The sequence below is a fragment of the Pantoea sp. Tr-811 genome (assembly GCF_011752535.1).
Classification (GTDB): domain Bacteria; phylum Pseudomonadota; class Gammaproteobacteria; order Pseudomonadales; family Pseudomonadaceae; genus Aquipseudomonas.
The window spans coordinates 161,263-176,783 of the sequence record NZ_VWXJ01000003.1; the positions used below are offsets into that span (position 1 = coordinate 161,263).

The 15,521-nt window shown below is 65.0% G+C and carries 16 protein-coding genes; 9 read left to right on the plus strand and 7 right to left on the minus strand.

What is annotated here, in order from left to right:
- Positions 1-102: 102 nt before the first annotated feature.
- The 3 genes from F3J44_RS05690 (at position 103) to F3J44_RS05700 (ending at position 4,775) form a co-directional block, all read left to right on the plus strand.
- On the plus strand, positions 103-1,860 hold the full coding sequence (locus F3J44_RS05690) for an ATP-binding protein (protein WP_167271090.1): 1,758 nt from the start codon (positions 103-105) through the stop codon (positions 1,858-1,860).
- Positions 1,854-3,188 (plus strand): sigma-54 dependent transcriptional regulator, encoded by a 1,335-nt coding sequence (locus F3J44_RS05695; RefSeq protein ID WP_167271092.1) that lies wholly within the window; start codon positions 1,854-1,856, stop codon positions 3,186-3,188. Before F3J44_RS05690 ends, F3J44_RS05695 begins: the two co-directional genes overlap by 7 nt.
- Before the next feature lie 267 nt (positions 3,189-3,455).
- On the plus strand, positions 3,456-4,775 hold the full coding sequence (locus F3J44_RS05700) for an MFS transporter (protein ID WP_167271094.1): 1,320 nt from the start codon (positions 3,456-3,458) through the stop codon (positions 4,773-4,775).
- 75 nt (positions 4,776-4,850) lie between these two features.
- On the opposite strand, the gene F3J44_RS05705 is transcribed toward F3J44_RS05700, so the two are convergent.
- Positions 4,851-5,603 (minus strand): hypothetical protein, encoded by a 753-nt coding sequence (locus F3J44_RS05705; RefSeq protein ID WP_167271096.1) that lies wholly within the window; start codon positions 5,601-5,603, stop codon positions 4,851-4,853.
- Between the two features lie 356 nt (positions 5,604-5,959).
- Here F3J44_RS05705 and F3J44_RS05710 point away from each other — a divergent pair, with 356 nt between their 5' ends.
- Complete coding sequence (locus tag F3J44_RS05710) at positions 5,960-6,286, plus strand: hypothetical protein (RefSeq protein WP_167271098.1); 327 nt, start codon at positions 5,960-5,962, stop codon at positions 6,284-6,286.
- 101 nt (positions 6,287-6,387) lie between these two features.
- A complete protein-coding gene (locus F3J44_RS05715; RefSeq protein WP_167271100.1) occupies positions 6,388-6,993 on the plus strand; it encodes a flavin reductase family protein in 606 nt (201 codons plus the stop codon).
- Here the strand turns inward: F3J44_RS05715 and F3J44_RS05720 are convergent, their stop codons facing one another.
- Both F3J44_RS05720 and F3J44_RS05725 read right to left on the minus strand, forming a co-directional pair.
- On the minus strand, positions 6,994-7,227 hold the full coding sequence (locus tag F3J44_RS05720) for a hypothetical protein (RefSeq protein WP_167271102.1): 234 nt from the start codon (positions 7,225-7,227) through the stop codon (positions 6,994-6,996).
- Between the two features lie 46 nt (positions 7,228-7,273).
- Entirely contained in the window at positions 7,274-7,567 is a 294-nt protein-coding gene (locus tag F3J44_RS05725; protein WP_167061715.1) for a putative quinol monooxygenase, read from the minus strand.
- Positions 7,568-7,767: 200 nt separating this feature from the next.
- On the opposite strand from F3J44_RS05725, the gene F3J44_RS05730 reads away from it, so the two are divergent.
- Positions 7,768-8,688 (plus strand): AraC family transcriptional regulator, encoded by a 921-nt coding sequence (locus tag F3J44_RS05730; protein WP_167271104.1) that lies wholly within the window; start codon positions 7,768-7,770, stop codon positions 8,686-8,688.
- A gap of 103 nt (positions 8,689-8,791) precedes the next feature.
- Here F3J44_RS05730 and F3J44_RS05735 read toward each other — a convergent pair whose 3' ends face one another.
- Positions 8,792-10,429 (minus strand): 5-guanidino-2-oxopentanoate decarboxylase, encoded by a 1,638-nt coding sequence (locus F3J44_RS05735; RefSeq protein ID WP_167271106.1) that lies wholly within the window; start codon positions 10,427-10,429, stop codon positions 8,792-8,794.
- A gap of 115 nt (positions 10,430-10,544) precedes the next feature.
- Between F3J44_RS05735 and F3J44_RS05740 the strand changes: the two genes are divergently transcribed.
- A complete protein-coding gene (locus tag F3J44_RS05740; RefSeq protein ID WP_167061706.1) occupies positions 10,545-11,420 on the plus strand; it encodes a LysR substrate-binding domain-containing protein in 876 nt (291 codons plus the stop codon).
- Between the two features lie 82 nt (positions 11,421-11,502).
- On the opposite strand, the gene F3J44_RS05745 is transcribed toward F3J44_RS05740, so the two are convergent.
- Positions 11,503-12,117: an NAD(P)-dependent oxidoreductase gene (locus F3J44_RS05745; RefSeq protein ID WP_167271108.1), complete on the minus strand. Its 615-nt coding sequence runs from the start codon at positions 12,115-12,117 to the stop codon at positions 11,503-11,505.
- Between the two features lie 28 nt (positions 12,118-12,145).
- Positions 12,146-13,021, minus strand: a complete 876-nt coding sequence (locus tag F3J44_RS05750) for an MBL fold metallo-hydrolase (RefSeq protein ID WP_167271110.1) — start codon at positions 13,019-13,021, stop codon at positions 12,146-12,148.
- A 103-nt stretch (positions 13,022-13,124) separates the two neighbouring features.
- Here F3J44_RS05750 and F3J44_RS05755 point away from each other — a divergent pair, with 103 nt between their 5' ends.
- A complete protein-coding gene (locus F3J44_RS05755; RefSeq protein ID WP_167271112.1) occupies positions 13,125-14,030 on the plus strand; it encodes a LysR family transcriptional regulator in 906 nt (301 codons plus the stop codon).
- A 66-nt stretch (positions 14,031-14,096) separates the two neighbouring features.
- Positions 14,097-14,237 carry a hypothetical protein gene (locus tag F3J44_RS05760; protein ID WP_167270926.1) on the plus strand — a complete coding sequence of 47 codons (141 nt, stop codon included), beginning with the start codon at positions 14,097-14,099 and terminating at the stop codon, positions 14,235-14,237.
- Between the two features lie 19 nt (positions 14,238-14,256).
- Here F3J44_RS05760 and F3J44_RS05765 read toward each other — a convergent pair whose 3' ends face one another.
- On the minus strand, positions 14,257-15,126 hold the full coding sequence (locus tag F3J44_RS05765) for an oxaloacetate decarboxylase (protein WP_167061692.1): 870 nt from the start codon (positions 15,124-15,126) through the stop codon (positions 14,257-14,259).
- Positions 15,127-15,521 lie beyond the last annotated feature (395 nt).

Genomic DNA, 15,521 nt, shown 5'->3' on the forward strand with positions numbered 1-15,521 from the left:
CCTACCGTCACAGCGCCCCCTCCGGCCATGTGATATTCCTGTAGGAACGGGCTTGCCCCGCGAAGAGGCCGCGCCTGATATCCCCTCACCCGGATCCGCCCCATGCCCTTTTCCTTTCGCGCCCTGCGTCTGGGGCTGATTACCCTGCTGATCGTGCTCGGCACCCTGCTCAGCGCCGGCTGGGCCATGCACCAGGCCAAGCGCCAGGCCATGGAAGACGACGCCCGCCGCGCCAGCCAGCAATTGGTGCTGTACGCCAACGCCCTGCACACCCTGATCGACCGCTACCGCGCCCTGCCTGCCGTACTGGCGCTGGACCCGGAACTGCTCCAGGCCCTGCGCGGCCCTATCGACGAGGCCACCCAGCACGCGCTGAACCTCAAGCTTGAACGTATCAATGGCGCCGCCAACTCCTCCACCCTGGAGCTGCTCGACCGCACCGGGCTGGCCGTGGCCGCCAGCAACTGGCGGCTGCCGACCACCTACGTGGGCTCGAACTACGGCTTTCGCCCCTATTTCAAACAAACCCGCAGCCAAGGCAGCGGCCGCTTCTACGCCGTAGGCGTGACCAGCGGCGTGCCGGGCTACTTCCTGTCCAGTGCGGTGAATGACGAGCACGGGCGTTTTCTCGGCGCCATGGTGGTGAAGCTCGAATTCCCCGAACTGGAGCGCGAGTGGAGCCAGGGCAGCGACATCCTGCTGGTCAGCGACGCCCGCGGCATAACCTTCATCGCCAACCAGGACGGCTGGCGCTACCGCGAGCTGCATCCACTCGGCAGCGCCGACCGCGCCGAACTGGCCGAAACCCGTCAGTACGACAAGCAGCCGCTGGTGCCACTGCCCCACCAGGTGCTCACCCGCTTTGCCGACAACAGCCACCTGACCCGTGTGCAAGGCCCCGACGGCAGCGCCGAATACCTGTGGGAAAGCCTGCCGCTGGAAGGCGAGAACTGGACCCTGCACCTGTTGCGCAAACCCCAGGTCAGCGCCGCCGGGCGCAATGCCGCGCTAGGCGCTGCCGCCGTGTGGCTGAGCCTGGTGTTCGCCGCGCTGTTCGTCAGCCAGCGCCTGCGCCTGGCTCGCCTGCGCCAGCGCAGCCGCGAAGCGCTCAAGCGCCAGGTCGAGGAGCGTACCCGCGAGCTGCGCACCGCCCAGGAAGGCCTGGTGCAGTCGGCCAAGCTCGCGGCCCTGGGGCAGATGTCGGCGGCCATGGCCCACGAGATCAACCAGCCACTGACCACCCAGCGCATGCAGCTGGAAACCCTGCGCCTGCTGCTGGACCACGGCCGCCACGACGACGCGCGCAAGGCCCTGGAGCCACTGGAGCAGATGCTCACGCGCATGGCCGCCTTGACCAGCCACCTGAAAACCTTCGCCCGCAACAGCCCGGTGGGCCTGCGCGAACGCCTCGACCTGGCCACCGTGGTCGACCAGGCCCTGCACCTGCTCGACACGCGCATTCGCGCCGAACAGGTCGAGGTGGCCCTGTACCTGGCCCGCCCGGCCTGGGTGCGTGGCGATGCCATCCGCCTTGAGCAGGTATTGATCAACCTGTTGCGCAACGCCCTCGACGCCATGGCCGACAAACGCTACAAGCGCCTGGAAATCCGTATCGAGCCCGACCATGCCCAGTGGCGCCTGAGCGTGCTCGACTCCGGCGGTGGGATAGCCGAAGCCGACCTTGCCAAGGTGTTCGACCCGTTCTTCACCACCAAGCCGGTGGGCGAAGGCCTAGGCCTGGGCCTGGCGATTTCCTATGGCATCATCCACGAAGCCGGCGGCCAGCTGCACGCCGAGAACGTCCCCGGCGGCGCCCGCCTGAGCCTGACCCTGCCCCGCGACCTGGAGCCTGTATGTTGAATTCAGTGATCGTCGTCGATGATGAAGCCAGTATCCGCACGGCGGTGGAGCAATGGCTGAGCCTTTCCGGCTTCAACGTGCAGTTGTTCGCCCGCGCCGAGGAATGCCTGGCACACCTGCCCCGGCACTTTCCTGGGGTAATCATCAGCGATGTGCGCATGCCGGGCATGGGTGGCCTGCAACTGCTCGAACGCCTGCAGGCCGATGACCCCGACCTGCCGGTGATCCTGCTGACCGGCCATGGCGATGTGCCCATGGCGGTGGAGGCGATGCGCAGTGGCGCCTACGACTTTCTGGAAAAGCCCTTCACCCCGCAACACCTGCTGGGCAGCCTGCGGCGCGCCCTGGAAAAGCGCCAGCTGGTGCTGGAAAACCGCCGCCTGCATCAGCAGGCCGACCTCAAGTCGCGCCTGGAAGCCACCCTGCTGGGCATGTCCCAGGGCCTGCAACAGTTGCGCCGGCAGGTGCTGGAGCTTGCCGGCCTGCCGGTCAACGTGCTGATCCGCGGCGAAACCGGCAGTGGCAAGGAGCGCGTGGCGCGCTGCCTGCACGACTTCGGCCTGCGCGCCGACAAACCATTCGTCGCCCTCAACTGCGCGGCAATTCCCGAGGCGCTGTTCGAGGCCGAGCTGTTTGGCCATGAAAGCGGCGCCTTTACCGGCGCCCAGGGCAAGCGCATCGGCAAGCTGGAGTTCGCCAACGGCGGCACGGTGTTTCTCGACGAGATCGAAAGCATGCCACTGGCCCAACAGGCCAAGCTGCTGCGGGTTATCCAGGAACAGAAGCTGGAGCGTCTTGGGGCCAACCAGAGCATCAGCGTGGATTTGCGCATCATCGCGGCAACCAAGCCCGACCTGCTCGAAGAAGCCCGCGCCGGGCGTTTTCGCGAGGACCTGGCGTACCGCCTGAATGTGGCCGAATTGCGCCTGGCACCGCTGCGCGAACGGCGCGAGGACATCCCCCTGCTGTTCGAGCACTTTAGCCGGGCCGCGGGCGAGAAGCTCGGGCGCCAGGTCCCGGCGCTGCCAGGTGCGCAACTGGCGCAACTGCTGGCCCATGACTGGCCGGGCAACGTGCGTGAGCTGGCCAATGCGGCGGAACGCCATGCCCTGGGGCTGGGCGCGCCCAATAGCGAAGTGGCGCCTGCGGGGCAGTCGCTGGTCGCGCAGATGGAAGCCTTCGAGGCCCAGTGCCTGCGGGCCGCGCTGCGCCAGCATGGGGGGGAGATCAAGGCGGTGATGGAGGCATTGCAGGTGCCTCGGCGGACGTTGAACGAGAAGATGCAGCGGCATGGGCTGCTGCGTGAAGACTTCGTGGCGCGTGGGTAGGCGGAAATCCGCTTATTGATGTGGGTTGATAGGCGGTAGTTCGCTTATTGAGCGGGCGTAGGGGGCTGCTTTGCAGCCCATCGCGACCTTTGGTCGCTCCTACCGGGAGGGCGCGCGGGGCTAGGCGCTGTGGGGGCGGGCTTGCCCGCCAGGGGCGCGGGGCGCCCTCATTTGGATCGCTGCGCACTCATTTGGCACACCTTCTGCAATTGCCTTGGCAAGCTGCGCTTCGGCGCGCTCCACAAAAACAACGAGAAGGTATCCCTGATGGATAACGCCACCTCCCTGCCAGCCGGGGCGGCCATCGCGCCCGCCGCTGAAAAAACCACCGCCAGCCGCCTCAAGTCGATCTTCAGCGGTTCCATCGGCAACATGGTCGAATGGTACGACTGGTACGTCTACGCCGCATTCTCGCTGTACTTCGCCAAGGCGTTCTTCCCCGCCGGCGACTCCACCGCCCAACTGCTCAATACCGCCGCGATTTTCGCCGTGGGCTTCTTGATGCGCCCGATCGGTGGCTGGCTGATGGGCCTGTACGCCGACCGCAAGGGCCGCAAGGCCGCGCTGATGGCGTCGGTGCTGCTGATGTGCGCCGGCTCCCTGGTGATCGCCCTGACCCCAGGCTATGAAACCATCGGCGTCGCCGCACCGATCCTGCTGGTCATCGCCCGCCTGTTGCAGGGCCTGTCGGTGGGTGGCGAGTACGGCACCTCGGCCACCTACCTCAGCGAGATGGCCAGCAAGGAACGCCGCGGCTTCTTCTCCAGCTTCCAGTACGTGACCCTGATCTCCGGCCAGCTCATTGCCCTGGCCGTGCTAATCATCCTGCAGCAAACCCTGACCACCGAGCAGCTGTATGCCTGGGGCTGGCGCGTTCCCTTCGTGATCGGTGCGCTGTGCGCGGTGGTTGCCCTCTACCTGCGCCGCGGCATGGAAGAAACCGCCTCGTTCACCAAGAAGGAAAAGGCCAAGGAAAGCCTGATGCGCACCCTGCTGCGCCACCCCAAGGAACTGATGACCGTGGTCGGCCTGACCATGGGCGGCACCTTGGCCTTCTACACCTACACCACCTACATGCAGAAGTACCTGGTGAACACGGTGGGCATGAGCATCAGTGACTCGACCACCATCTCGGCTGCCACCTTATTCCTGTTCATGTGCCTGCAACCGGTGATTGGCGGCCTGTCGGACAAGATCGGCCGGCGCCCGATCCTGATCGCCTTCGGCGTGCTCGGCACCCTGTTCACCGTGCCGATCCTCAGCACCCTGCACACCATCCAGACCTGGTGGGGCGCGTTCTTCCTGATCATGGCGGCGCTGATCATCGTCAGCGGCTACACCTCGATCAACGCCGTGGTCAAGGCTGAGCTGTTCCCCACTGAAATTCGCGCCCTGGGCGTGGGCCTGCCGTACGCGCTGACCGTGTCGATCTTCGGCGGCACTGCCGAGTACGTGGCGCTGTGGTTCAAGAGCGTGGGCATGGAAAGCGGCTTCTACTGGTACGTCACGGCGTGCATCGCCTGCTCGTTGCTGGTGTACGCCACCATGAAGGACACCAAGCAGCATTCGCGGATCACCACTGACTGAGTGTGAGCCGCAGACGAAAAAAGGGCGCCCCGACCAACGGGGCGCCCTTTTCATTTGCCGCAACATTTCGCCGGTTCAGGACATCTCCAGCGCCCCGCGCGGTTCTCGTTCCTGGTACCAGGTGGCCATCAGCACCAGCACCAGCAACACCCCTCCCAGTACCGCCGACGAGCCCACCGTGCCGAAGTCCAGGCCACCCTTTTCATGGGGTTGGGTCAGGAAGTCTCCCAGGGTGGCGCCGAATGGGCGGGTGAGCACGAAGGCCACCCAGAACAGCACCACGCCGGGGATGCGTGTCCAGTAACGGGCCAGCACCACCAGGGCGATGGTGCTGCCGATCAGCAGCGCGCCACCGGCAAAACCGAGGCCAGAGTCATCGGCCAGGTAGTCGCCCAGCGCCGTACCCAGGGTGTTGGAGAACAGGATCGCCACCCAGTAGAAGATCTCGCCGCTGCGGGTCTTGATACGGGTGACGTCCAGTGGGTTGCCACTCAGGCGCCAGACCAGGAAGGTCAGCAACAGGATACCGATCAGGATGGCCGAACCCGAGGCGTAGCCCAGGCCCAGGGTGCGGTCCATGAAGTCGGACATGGTGGTGCCCGCCGTGCTGGTGGAAAGAATCACCAACCAGTACAGCATCGGGTGGTAGCGGCGGGAAAACAGTTGGCCGAGCAAGGTCAGCAGGAACACGCTGATCAGCACCATCGAGCTGACCGCGTATCCCACGTTCAAGGTCATCGACAGCAGATCACCGGCCGTTTCGCCAAGGGTGGTGGCGCAGATCTTCATGACCCAGAAGGCCAGGGTGATTTGCGGAAGTTTATTCATTGTTTGCCGCTCCGGAATGGGGTGCGGCGATGGTGATGAGCGGCGCCTGAAAAATCGGTTGGTGAGAGATGAAAAAAGCGTTCACAACTTGTTACAAACTGAAGTTTTCCGCTCTTAACGCCCGATTAATGCCCCACCGTCATGCTGCGATGGCTGGCGAAGCATTGTGCTCGCACGGGGTTCACTGCCTGTGATGCATCGGTAACGGCAACGGCCGGGACCGCGGGTAGCGCGCACCTACATATCTATTAATTCGATTTTTAAGCGTTGTTTTTTGCGCTTTTTTATCAAATTGATAGGAGTAGGATGAAACCCATAGCAACGAACAACCTCTCGCACCCACCGGAGCAACGACCATGAAAAGCAAACTGATCCTGACCTTGGCCCTCTCGATGTTCGCCGCTGGCGCATTCGCCGAAGATGGCTTCGACCGCACCCACGCCCATTGCTTCACCACTACCCAGAACCAAGCGGCCGGCTATGCCGAAGACGGTTTCGACCATACCGGCGCCCGACGCTTCGCTGAAGACGGCTACGACCGCACCGGCGCGCAACGCTTCGCTGAAGACGGCTACGACCGCACCGGCGCGCAACGCTTCGCTGAAGACGGCTTCGACCGCACCGGCGCGCAACGCTTCGCTGAAGATGGCTTCGACCGTACCAACGCCCACCGCATCAGCTAAGCGCTGATGCGTGCACCCAGCCCGGCCTAGGCCGGGCTTGATCATTTCCACGCGGGCAAAGGCTTGGCACACTAGGCACTTCGTTTCCAAGAGCCAGGCAGATGTACTACTACGAACCCGCCAAAGGCCACGGCCTGCCCCACGACCCCTTCAATGCCATCGTCGGCCCGCGCCCCATCGGCTGGATTTCCTCCCAGAGCGCAGACGGCCAGTTGAACCTGGCGCCCTACAGCTTCTTCAACGCCTTCAACTACATTCCGCCGATCATCGGTTTCTGCAGCGTCGGGCGTAAAGACAGCCTGAACAACATCGAGCAGACCGGCGAGTTCGTCTGGAACCTGGCCACCCGCCCGCTGGCCGAGCAAATGAACCAAAGCTGCGCCGCCGTTGCCGCGGACGTGAACGAGTTCGAACTGAGCGGGCTCAGTGCGGTGCCGTCGAGCATCGTCAAGGTGCCAAGGGTGGGCGAAACGCCGGTGGCCTTCGAGTGCAAGGTGAGCCAGATCGTCCAGCTCAAGCGCGCAGACCAGGCGCTGGTGCCCAGCTGGCTGATTCTCGGGGAAGTGGTAGCGGTGCACATTGCCGAGCACCTGCTCAAGGACGGTATCTACGACACCGCCGCCGCCCAACCGATCCTGCGCGGCGGCGGCCCGGCCGATTACTTCGAGCTGGGCAACCTGTTCAAGATGCTGCGCCCGCAGGCCTGATCACCACAGCAGTTCGCCTTCCTCGCCTACGCCTTGCAGGCGCGAAAGCTCAGCGCAGGCGGCCTCGTCGGCCGCCATGGCGCTCTTGAACACCTGGCCGTCGAGCACCTTGTGAAAACGCGGGGCGCCGCCGCTGCCCAAGCCCTTGACCGCGATGGCGGCGTTGTAGCCACCGCCTTCTACCGGGACCATCGCCGAAACGGCTTCGTACTGCGGGAATTCTCTGCGTGCCATGTTGCCATCCGCCAGGTTGATCGAGGGGCGGCATTCTAACCGTGTTTCAGTCGAAGGTATGCAGGTCGAGGCTGCTGACAACCTGCGCCTGCACCAGCTCACCGAACACCTCAAGGGTGGGTGAGGCAAAGTAGCCACGCATCGCCTGTTGGTCTTGCCAGCTGCCGCTGAGCAGCCACAGGTCGGCGTCGGCCTGGGAACGCTGCACCGTGAAACTCAGGCAGCCGGGAGTGCTCAGGGAAGGCTCCAGCAAATCGCGCAGGCGTGCGCCAAGCTCTGCCGAACGGCCGCTGCTGGCACGGATGAAAGCCAAGTGGGTGACCGGTTGTTTCAGGGTCATTGCACAATCTCCTTGAAGCAGGCAAGCGGATAGACCAGGCTGCCAAGGTTAGGGCCAGGCGCGCGCGGCGCGTTAGGCCAATACTGCTTGCCGATTGCCTGATCCTGCCGCGCGGCAGGATCAGGCAATCGGCGTGCAGCTTTCGACTAGCGCCCGTCATTGCCCAAACCTATGCTGGGCAGGCCTGGAGGAAAGCCATCATGACCATCGCCCCGCCCATCGACCCGACCCTGGAACTGCAGCGCCAAGAGCTGGCCGAACTGATCCGCCGGCATGCCGGCGACCCCCACGGCCCGTGTTCGGCCGTCGACGGCCTGTTTCTGGTGCGCTATACCGCGAACGTGCGCTCAGTGCCGACGTTCGCGCAACCGGCCCTGTGCATCCTGGCCCAGGGCAGCAAGAGCCTGTTCCTGGGCGACGAGCAATACGCCTACGACCCGCTGCATTACATGGTGGTGTCGGTGACCTTGCCCCTGAGCAAGGTCAAGCTCGATGCCAGCCCCGAAAACCCGAGCCTGGGTATCCGCATGGACCTGGACCCGGCCGAGGTCAGCCAGCTGATTGCCGAGAGCGGGCCGATGCTGGTGCCCAACCTGCCTTCCGGGCGTGGCCTGTATGTGGAGCGCAGCGACCCGCAGTTGCTCGATGCCCTGCTGCGCCTGGTGCGCCTGCTGGACACCCCGCGCGACATCGCCATGCTTGCGCCGTTGATTCGCCGGGAAATCCTCTACCGCCTATTGCGTGGGCCGCAGGGTTACCGCCTGTATGAAATAGCCCTGGCCAACAGCCAGACCCACCGGGTGTGCCAGGCCATCACCTGGCTCAACCAGAACTTCCAGCAACCGCTGCGCATCGAGGACCTGGCCCGGGAGGTTAACCTCAGCACCTCGACCCTGCACCACCGGTTCAAGGCCGTGACATCGATGAGCCCGTTGCAGTACCAGAAGCAGCTGCGCCTGCAGGAAGCGCGGCGGCTGATGCTCAACGACGGGCTGGAGGCGGCGGTGGCAGGGTATCGGGTGGGGTATGAAAGCCCGTCGCAGTTCAGCCGCGAATACAGCCGGCTGTACGGCGCGCCACCGCTGCGCGACGTGGCGCGGTTACGGGCCAGTGCCAGCTGATTTCTTTGCGCCCCCATCGCGAGCTACGCTCGCTCCTACAGGCCCTGCGCCTGCCTGGTAGGAGCGAGCAAAGCTCGCGATGCGCCGCGCGCGGCGCTCGATTTCAACCCGGCACCGAAGCCTGCCACTGATTCTGGTTCACCTGAATCAAGGTCGGCCCCGTGCGCTCCACCGCCCGGCCCAGCGCCGCCTGCAACTGCGCCACATCGCCAACCTGCTCGGCCTCAGCCCCCAATGCCCGCGCCACCCCGATGAAATCCGGGGTGTGGATATCCACCCCCACCGGTTCGATGGCCCGGTTGACCATGTATTTCTTGATCTCCTCATACCCCTGGTTATTCCACAGCAGCACGATCAGCGGCACCTGTGCCTCCACCGCACTGGCCAGCTCAGGCAGGGTGAACTGCAGCCCGCCATCACCGATCAGGCACACCGCCGGCAGGCGCTCGTCCGCCCGCTCGGCACTGCCAAGCCAGGCGCCCATCGCTGCCGGCAGCGCGTAGCCCAGGGTGCCGTAACCGGTCGAGGCGTTGAACCAGCGGCGTGGCTGCTGCATGTCCAGGGTCAGGTTGCCGGTGTACACCGGTTGGGTCGAATCGCCCACCAGCACGGCATTGGGCAAGCGCTGCAAAATGCCGGTGAGCAGCCGGGTCTGGCTCAGGGTCGGCTGGTCCCAGTCAGCGGCCAGCGACGCACGCAGGCGCTGGGCGCGCACCACGCCCCAGCTGGCATCGCGGGTGGGCGGCGCCAGCGCGCCCAGGGCCTCGACCAGGGCCTGTGCGGCAAGCTGCGCATCCGCCACCAGGGCCAGTTCCGGCAGGTAGTTGCGCACGGTCTGGTCCGGGTCGATATCAATGCGCAGCAGGCAGCCGGGAATCTCGAAACCACCCTTGAAGGTGACGTCGTAATCGGTTTCGGCCAACTCGGTGCCAATCGCCAGCACCACATCCGCCTCGGCCACCAGGGCGCGGGTGGCGACCAGCGACTGGGTGGAGCCGATCTGCAGCGGGTGGCTGGCCGGTAACAGGCCCTTGGCATTGATGGTCAGCGCCACCGGCGCCTGCAGGTGCTCGGCCAGGCGGGCCAAGGCCGCACCAGCTTCCAGCGCCCCGCCCCCGGCCAGAATCAGCGGCCGACGGGCCTTGGCCAGGCGCTCGGCCATCGCCGCCACCGCCTGCGGCGCAGCCCCTGCGCGGCAGCTGCGTACCGGGCGGCCCGGCAGCAGGTGGTCGGCCGGTTCCACCAGCACATCCAGCGGAATTTCGATATGCACCGGGCGTGGCCGGGCACCGTCGAACACGGCAAAGGCCCGGGCCAGCACCTGTGGCAGGTCGTCGGCGCTCATCAGCGTGTGCGAGAACGCCGCAACGCCGGCCACCAGTGCGGCCTGGTTGGGCAGTTCATGCAACTTGCCACGGCCACCGCCCAACTGGCTGCGCGATTGCACGCTGGAAATCACCAGCATCGGAATCGAATCGGCGTAGGCCTGGCCCATGGCAGTAGTGATGTTGGTCATGCCGGGGCCAGTGATGATGAAGCACACACCTGGCTTGCCGCGGGTGCGTGCATAGCCATCGGCCATGAACCCGGCGCCCTGCTCGTGGCGTGGCGTGACATGGCGAATCGACGAGCCCGCCAGGCCTCGGTAGAGCTCCACGGTATGTACACCGGGAATGCCAAAGACATGGTCCACGCCATAGCCTTCAAGGAGTTTGACCAGCACTTCGCCGCAGGTTGCCATCGGGTTTCACCTTGGATCTTGTTGGAATCTGCAGCCATTGGACCCAACGCAGCGCTACCGCCACAAGGCAAAAAAACACATACTAGCCATGTCCCAGGATCATGGCTGATTTGCAATGAAACGCCTCCCGCCCCTGCCCGCCCTGCACACCTTTCTGGTCACCGCCCAACACTGCAACTTCACCCGCGCCGCACAGCAGCTGCATATCACCCAAGGCGCCGTGAGCCGGCAGATTGCCGGGCTCGAAGCGCATCTGGGCTATGCCTTGTTCGTGCGCCAGGCCCGTGGCCTGAGCCTGACCCGCGAAGGCCAGGACTGGCTGCCACGGGTGCAGCAGGTGTTCGGCCTGATCGAGCAAGGGGTTCGGGAAGTGGGCGGGCACAGCGCCACCTTGCAGCTCAAGGCGCCGACGTGCGTGATGCGCTGGTTGTTACCACGGCTGATGGAGTGGCAGGCGCTGCGCCCGGACGTGCCGGTGGAACTGACCACCACGGTGCAGCATGGGGTGGATTTGCGCCGGGAAGGCTTCGATGCCGCCGTGGTCTACGGCGAAGCGCCAGCCCCTGGGTTGCAGGTGCGCAAGCTGTTCGACGAGCAACTGACGCCAGTGTGTGCCCCTTCGTTGCTCGATGGGCCAGTGCCCCTGCGCGAGGTTCAGGACCTGGCCCGGCACATGGTGTTGCACCCATCACGGGACGAGCAGGACTGGCGGCTGTGGTTGCAGGCGTGTGGCGTGTCGTTGCCACTGCAGGGGCCAAGGCAGCATTTCGAGACATTGGACATGGCGATGGCCATGGCTTCCCAGGGCACGGGGGTGGCGATCGGCGACTGGGCGCTGATCGGCGATGACCTGCGCGGGGGGCGGTTGTGCATGCCGTTTGCGCTGAAGGTGCGCACGGGCAAGGGGTATTACCTGGTGAGCCAGGGCCGTGCTCAGCCGCCGGGGCTGGTGGAGTTGCTGGATTGGTTGGCGGGGCGTGCCAGCCTTTGAGGGCCCTTTCGCGGGGCAAGCCCGCTCCTACAAGAAACACGTCCCCCCTGTAGGAGCGGGCTTGCCCCGCGAACCAGGCGACTCAATACCCGACAGTAAAACGCTGCCGCGAATGCCCCGGCTTTTCCAGCTCATCAAGCAAGGCAATGGCAAAGTCGGCAAAGGTGATCCAGCTTTTGCCATCGGCGCCAATCAGCAGGTGATCCTTGCCCAACCGGTAATGCCCGGTGCGCTCACCTTCCACGAATTCCGCCGACGGCGAGAGGAACGTCCAATCCAGCCCCTGCTCCTGGCGCAGCGCGTCAAGAAAGCGCACCCCGCCATTGGCTTCGGCCTTGTACGCCTCGGGGAAGTCCGGGCTGTCGATCACCCGCTGCCCGGAAGGCAGCAGCAGGCTGCCAGCCCCGCCCACCACCAGCAGGCGCTTGGCCCCGGCGCGCTTGACCGGCGCGATGACCGCCTGCGGCTCAAGGGTGGAAAAGTGCGCGGCACTGAACACCGCATCGACGCCGCCCAGGGCCTTTTCCAGCGCCGCACTGTCCTTGGCATCCAGCGCCTGCACGGTTACGCCTTGGCGCCCCTGCAGTTTCGACGGGTCGCGGGCAATGGCCACGACGCTGTGGCCACGGCGCAGGGCCTCTTCCAGCAATTGGCTGCCGGCACGGCCGGTGGCACCGATGATTGCGATCTTGCTCATGGGAAACACTCCAGTCAGTTGAACGGAATTACCATTTCATTTCGCCCTTGGCGACCTTGGCACCGAGCTCCAGCGAGCTTTCATCGGCAAGGCCCGGGTAGCGTTTTTTCATCGCCTGGATCAATGCGCCGGCATCCTTGGCCTTGGCGGTTTCGGCATCGAAGTCGCGAATGTAGCGGGCGGTGAATTGCACGGCCGCCAGCGAACCGCTGCCCTGGCCCAGGTAGTGGCCAGGCACCACCGTGCGCGGTGCCAGCGCCTCGATTTTCGCCAGGGTGCCGAGCCAGTCGGCATGGGACTTGGCCGTCTGCGTATCGGCCATCCACACGTGGATGTTCTCGCTGACCACCACGCCGCCAACCACCGCCTTGATCGAAGGAATCCAGACAAAACTGCGGTCCGGTTGCGGGCCATCCAGGCCGACCACCTCCAGGGCCTTGCCTTCCAGGGTCAGGCTGTGGCCCGGCAACACCTGCGGCAGCACCAGCCGCGCCGGCTTGTCGGCGCCCATCTGCGGCCCCCAGTAGGCAAGCTTGGCGTCCATGGTGCGGCGGATATGCGCAACCGTGGCTGCCGAGGCGTACACCTTGGCATCCGGGAAGGCCTGGGTCAGGGTGTCGAGGCCAAAGTAATAGTCCGGGTCGCCATGGCTGATATAGATGGCATTGAGGTGCTTACCGCCGGCACGCAGCCGCTGTACCAGTTGCTCGGCCTGGGCCTTGCCGAATTGGGCGTCGACCAGGATGGCGTCATGCTCGCCACTGACGATCACCGAACTGACCGGGAAGATCGCCGCCTCCCCGGGGTTGTAGACCTCCAACTGCAGCGGCGCGGCCGCCAATGCCGGGCCAGCCAGGGTGACGCAGGCCAGCAGCAGGCCGCGCAAGGGTGTGAGAAGGGACATCGGCAGTACCTGTCGGATGAACGATGCCCAACAGCTTAGTTGCCCGATTCATCACAAAAAATGCGATGCTCCAACATAGTTTGTTTCTAAAACCGGGCAAATCATGGACCGTCTCAACGCCATGCGCGTTTTCGTCACCGTCGTCGACCTGGGCAGCCAGTCCGCTGCGGCAGACCACCTGCAACTGTCACGGCCCGTGGTGTCGCGCTACCTGGCCGAGCTGGAAGACTGGGTAGGCGCCCGCCTGATGCAGCGCACCACGCGCAAGCTCAGCCTTACCGCCGCCGGCCAGGAAACCCTGCCCCGTTGCCGGCAGCTGCTGGAGCTGGCCGGCGACCTGCAAGCCGCGGTGCAACAACCCCACGATGCCCCCCGTGGCGCGCTGCGCATCAGCGTCAGCACCTCGTTCGGCCAGGCCCAGCTGGTGCACGCAGTGGCCGACTACGTGCGCCGCTACCCGGCGGTGAAGGTTGAACTGCAGATGCTCGACCGCACGGTGAACCTGGTGGACGAGCGTATCGACCTGGCCATCCGCACCAGCAATGACCTGGACCCGAACCTGATCGCCCGGCGCCTGAGCGTATGCCGCTCGGTGGTGTGCGCAGCACCCGGCTACCTGCGCGAGCACGGCACGCCGCAGCGGGTGGAGCAATTGAGCCAGCACAACTGCCTGACCCACGCCTACTTCGGCCACAGCCTGTGGCACTTCGAGGTCGAGGGCCAGCCGCTGGCCGTGCCGGTGGCAGGAAATATCAGCGCCAACGAGGCGATGACCCTGCAAAAGGCCGCCATTGCCGGGGCCGGCATCGCCATGCTGCCCACCTACCAGGCCGCCGAAGCCCTGCGCAGCGGCGAGCTGGTGCGCCTGCTGCCCGATGCCAGGCCACGGGAGCTGAACCTGAACGCGGTGTATACCTCGCGCAAGCACATGCCGGCGACCTTGCGCAGCATGCTGGACTTCCTGGTGCAGCGGTTCAAGCACGAGCCTGAGTGGGACAAGGATCTATAATGCAGGTGTACACCCCTTCTGGAGGTGAGCACCATGGGCATCAAATCAAGAAGAGTCGCCCTTGTCATGGCCTTGACGGCGGTTGCAGCCCTTTACGGTTCGGCCTGCTGGCGCGCCGAGCTGCTGCGCAGCCAGCCCAGCGCGGCCAATGTGTGCGAGCACGAACACTGCGTGCCCCACACCGCTACCTTGAGCGCCGTGCGTTGAGCGAACGGCGCCAAGGCGCTTACTCTTCGACGCTCATGTATTCCTTGGCCCAGCGGATGTAGTCCTCCGGCTGGGTGTAGGTGTGCGAAAGCTCGGTGGCGCTCAGGTTTTCCGACTTGTTCTGCTGGCCCCGTTGCAGGCGCAGGCAATCGTAGGTGGCCTTGATGGCGGCGAAGTAAGCGGCATGGCCGTCGACCACGATGCGCACGCCCAGGCGCGCCAGGCGCTCGTCGTCGCGCAGGTTGGGGTTGGCGTAGGTCACCAGCATCAGCGGCACGGTCAGGTGCTCGGCAATCTTCTCCAACTGCTCGAAATCCTTCACCCCGACCATGCAAATGCCATCGGCACCGGCCTTCTGGTAGCTCTGGGTGCGGACGATGATTTCTTCGGTGCTGAGCACGCCTGCGTTGGTGCGGGCGATGATCGACAGCGAGGAGTCGACACGCGCCTCAAGGGCCGCGCGGATCTTGCCCACGCCCTCCTCGACGGAAATCAAGTCGGTGGACTTGCGCCCGAACTGGGCCGGCAGCAGGGTGTCCTCGATGGTCAGCGCCGCGACACCGGCGCGCTCCAGTTCGATGACCGTGCGCATCACGTTGAGCGCGTTGCCATAGCCGTGGTCGGCGTCGGCCAACACCGGCAGTTGCGCCACGCGGCCAATGCGGGTGGCCTGCTCGACGAATTCGCTGAGGGTGATCAGGGCGAAATCCGGTGCTGCCAGCACCTGCAACGAGGCGACCGAACCGCCGAGGATGCCGACTTCAAAACCCAGGTCAGCGGCGATACGCGCCGACATCGGGTCGAACACGGAAGCGGTGTGGTAGCAGGAACCTGAAGCGAGCAGCTCGCGGAAGGCAAAACGCAGATCTTGATGGGAAGCCTTGGGCATGATCACTCCGCTTATAAATGTAGAAATTGAACGTTTGCTACCGACCCCTGAATCGGGTCTACCTGCCGTGTTCGAAGCTCGGCCTTCTGGGCGCTCATGCTCGACATGCAGGTAGAGGAATAAAAGGTGTGGGAGACAGTGGCCGCGAAACCCTGCGGCATAATGCTGCACCAAGCTGGTGCAGACCGCGGAATTCAGCCTCTGTGGCATACCAACGATATCACGCGGCCATGCAGCACTGGATGAATGCGCCAATGCCGATCTTGCATAGGCGATGCAGATAGTACATAGGAAGCTACCTAACTCGGGTTACAATCTCGGGAAATCGCGTCGACCCCTTCGCGGGGCAAGCCCGCTCTTGTAGGAGCGGGCTTGCCCCGCGAAGCAGGCGACAC

What these genes read in the sequence shown, in the direction of transcription:
- F3J44_RS05690 (WP_167271090.1), top strand. Translation starts at nt 103, where the DNA reads ATGCCCTTTTCCTTTCGCGCCCTGCGTCTGGGGCTGATTACCCTGCTG.
- F3J44_RS05750 (WP_167271110.1), bottom strand. Translation starts at nt 13,021, where the DNA reads ATGTCCCTTCTCACACCCTTGCGCGGCCTGCTGCTGGCCTGCGTCACC.
- F3J44_RS05765 (WP_167061692.1), bottom strand. Translation starts at nt 15,126, where the DNA reads ATGCCCAAGGCTTCCCATCAAGATCTGCGTTTTGCCTTCCGCGAGCTG.
- F3J44_RS05695 (WP_167271092.1), top strand. Translation starts at nt 1,854, where the DNA reads ATGTTGAATTCAGTGATCGTCGTCGATGATGAAGCCAGTATCCGCACG.
- F3J44_RS05710 (WP_167271098.1), top strand. Translation starts at nt 5,960, where the DNA reads ATGAAAAGCAAACTGATCCTGACCTTGGCCCTCTCGATGTTCGCCGCT.
- F3J44_RS05735 (WP_167271106.1), bottom strand. Translation starts at nt 10,429, where the DNA reads ATGGCAACCTGCGGCGAAGTGCTGGTCAAACTCCTTGAAGGCTATGGC.
- F3J44_RS05760 (WP_167270926.1), top strand. Translation starts at nt 14,097, where the DNA reads ATGGCCTTGACGGCGGTTGCAGCCCTTTACGGTTCGGCCTGCTGGCGC.
- F3J44_RS05725 (WP_167061715.1), bottom strand. Translation starts at nt 7,567, where the DNA reads ATGACCCTGAAACAACCGGTCACCCACTTGGCTTTCATCCGTGCCAGC.
- F3J44_RS05705 (WP_167271096.1), bottom strand. Translation starts at nt 5,603, where the DNA reads ATGAATAAACTTCCGCAAATCACCCTGGCCTTCTGGGTCATGAAGATC.
- F3J44_RS05745 (WP_167271108.1), bottom strand. Translation starts at nt 12,117, where the DNA reads ATGAGCAAGATCGCAATCATCGGTGCCACCGGCCGTGCCGGCAGCCAA.
- F3J44_RS05755 (WP_167271112.1), top strand. Translation starts at nt 13,125, where the DNA reads ATGGACCGTCTCAACGCCATGCGCGTTTTCGTCACCGTCGTCGACCTG.
- F3J44_RS05740 (WP_167061706.1), top strand. Translation starts at nt 10,545, where the DNA reads ATGAAACGCCTCCCGCCCCTGCCCGCCCTGCACACCTTTCTGGTCACC.
- F3J44_RS05720 (WP_167271102.1), bottom strand. Translation starts at nt 7,227, where the DNA reads ATGGCACGCAGAGAATTCCCGCAGTACGAAGCCGTTTCGGCGATGGTC.
- F3J44_RS05700 (WP_167271094.1), top strand. Translation starts at nt 3,456, where the DNA reads ATGGATAACGCCACCTCCCTGCCAGCCGGGGCGGCCATCGCGCCCGCC.
- F3J44_RS05715 (WP_167271100.1), top strand. Translation starts at nt 6,388, where the DNA reads ATGTACTACTACGAACCCGCCAAAGGCCACGGCCTGCCCCACGACCCC.
- F3J44_RS05730 (WP_167271104.1), top strand. Translation starts at nt 7,768, where the DNA reads ATGACCATCGCCCCGCCCATCGACCCGACCCTGGAACTGCAGCGCCAA.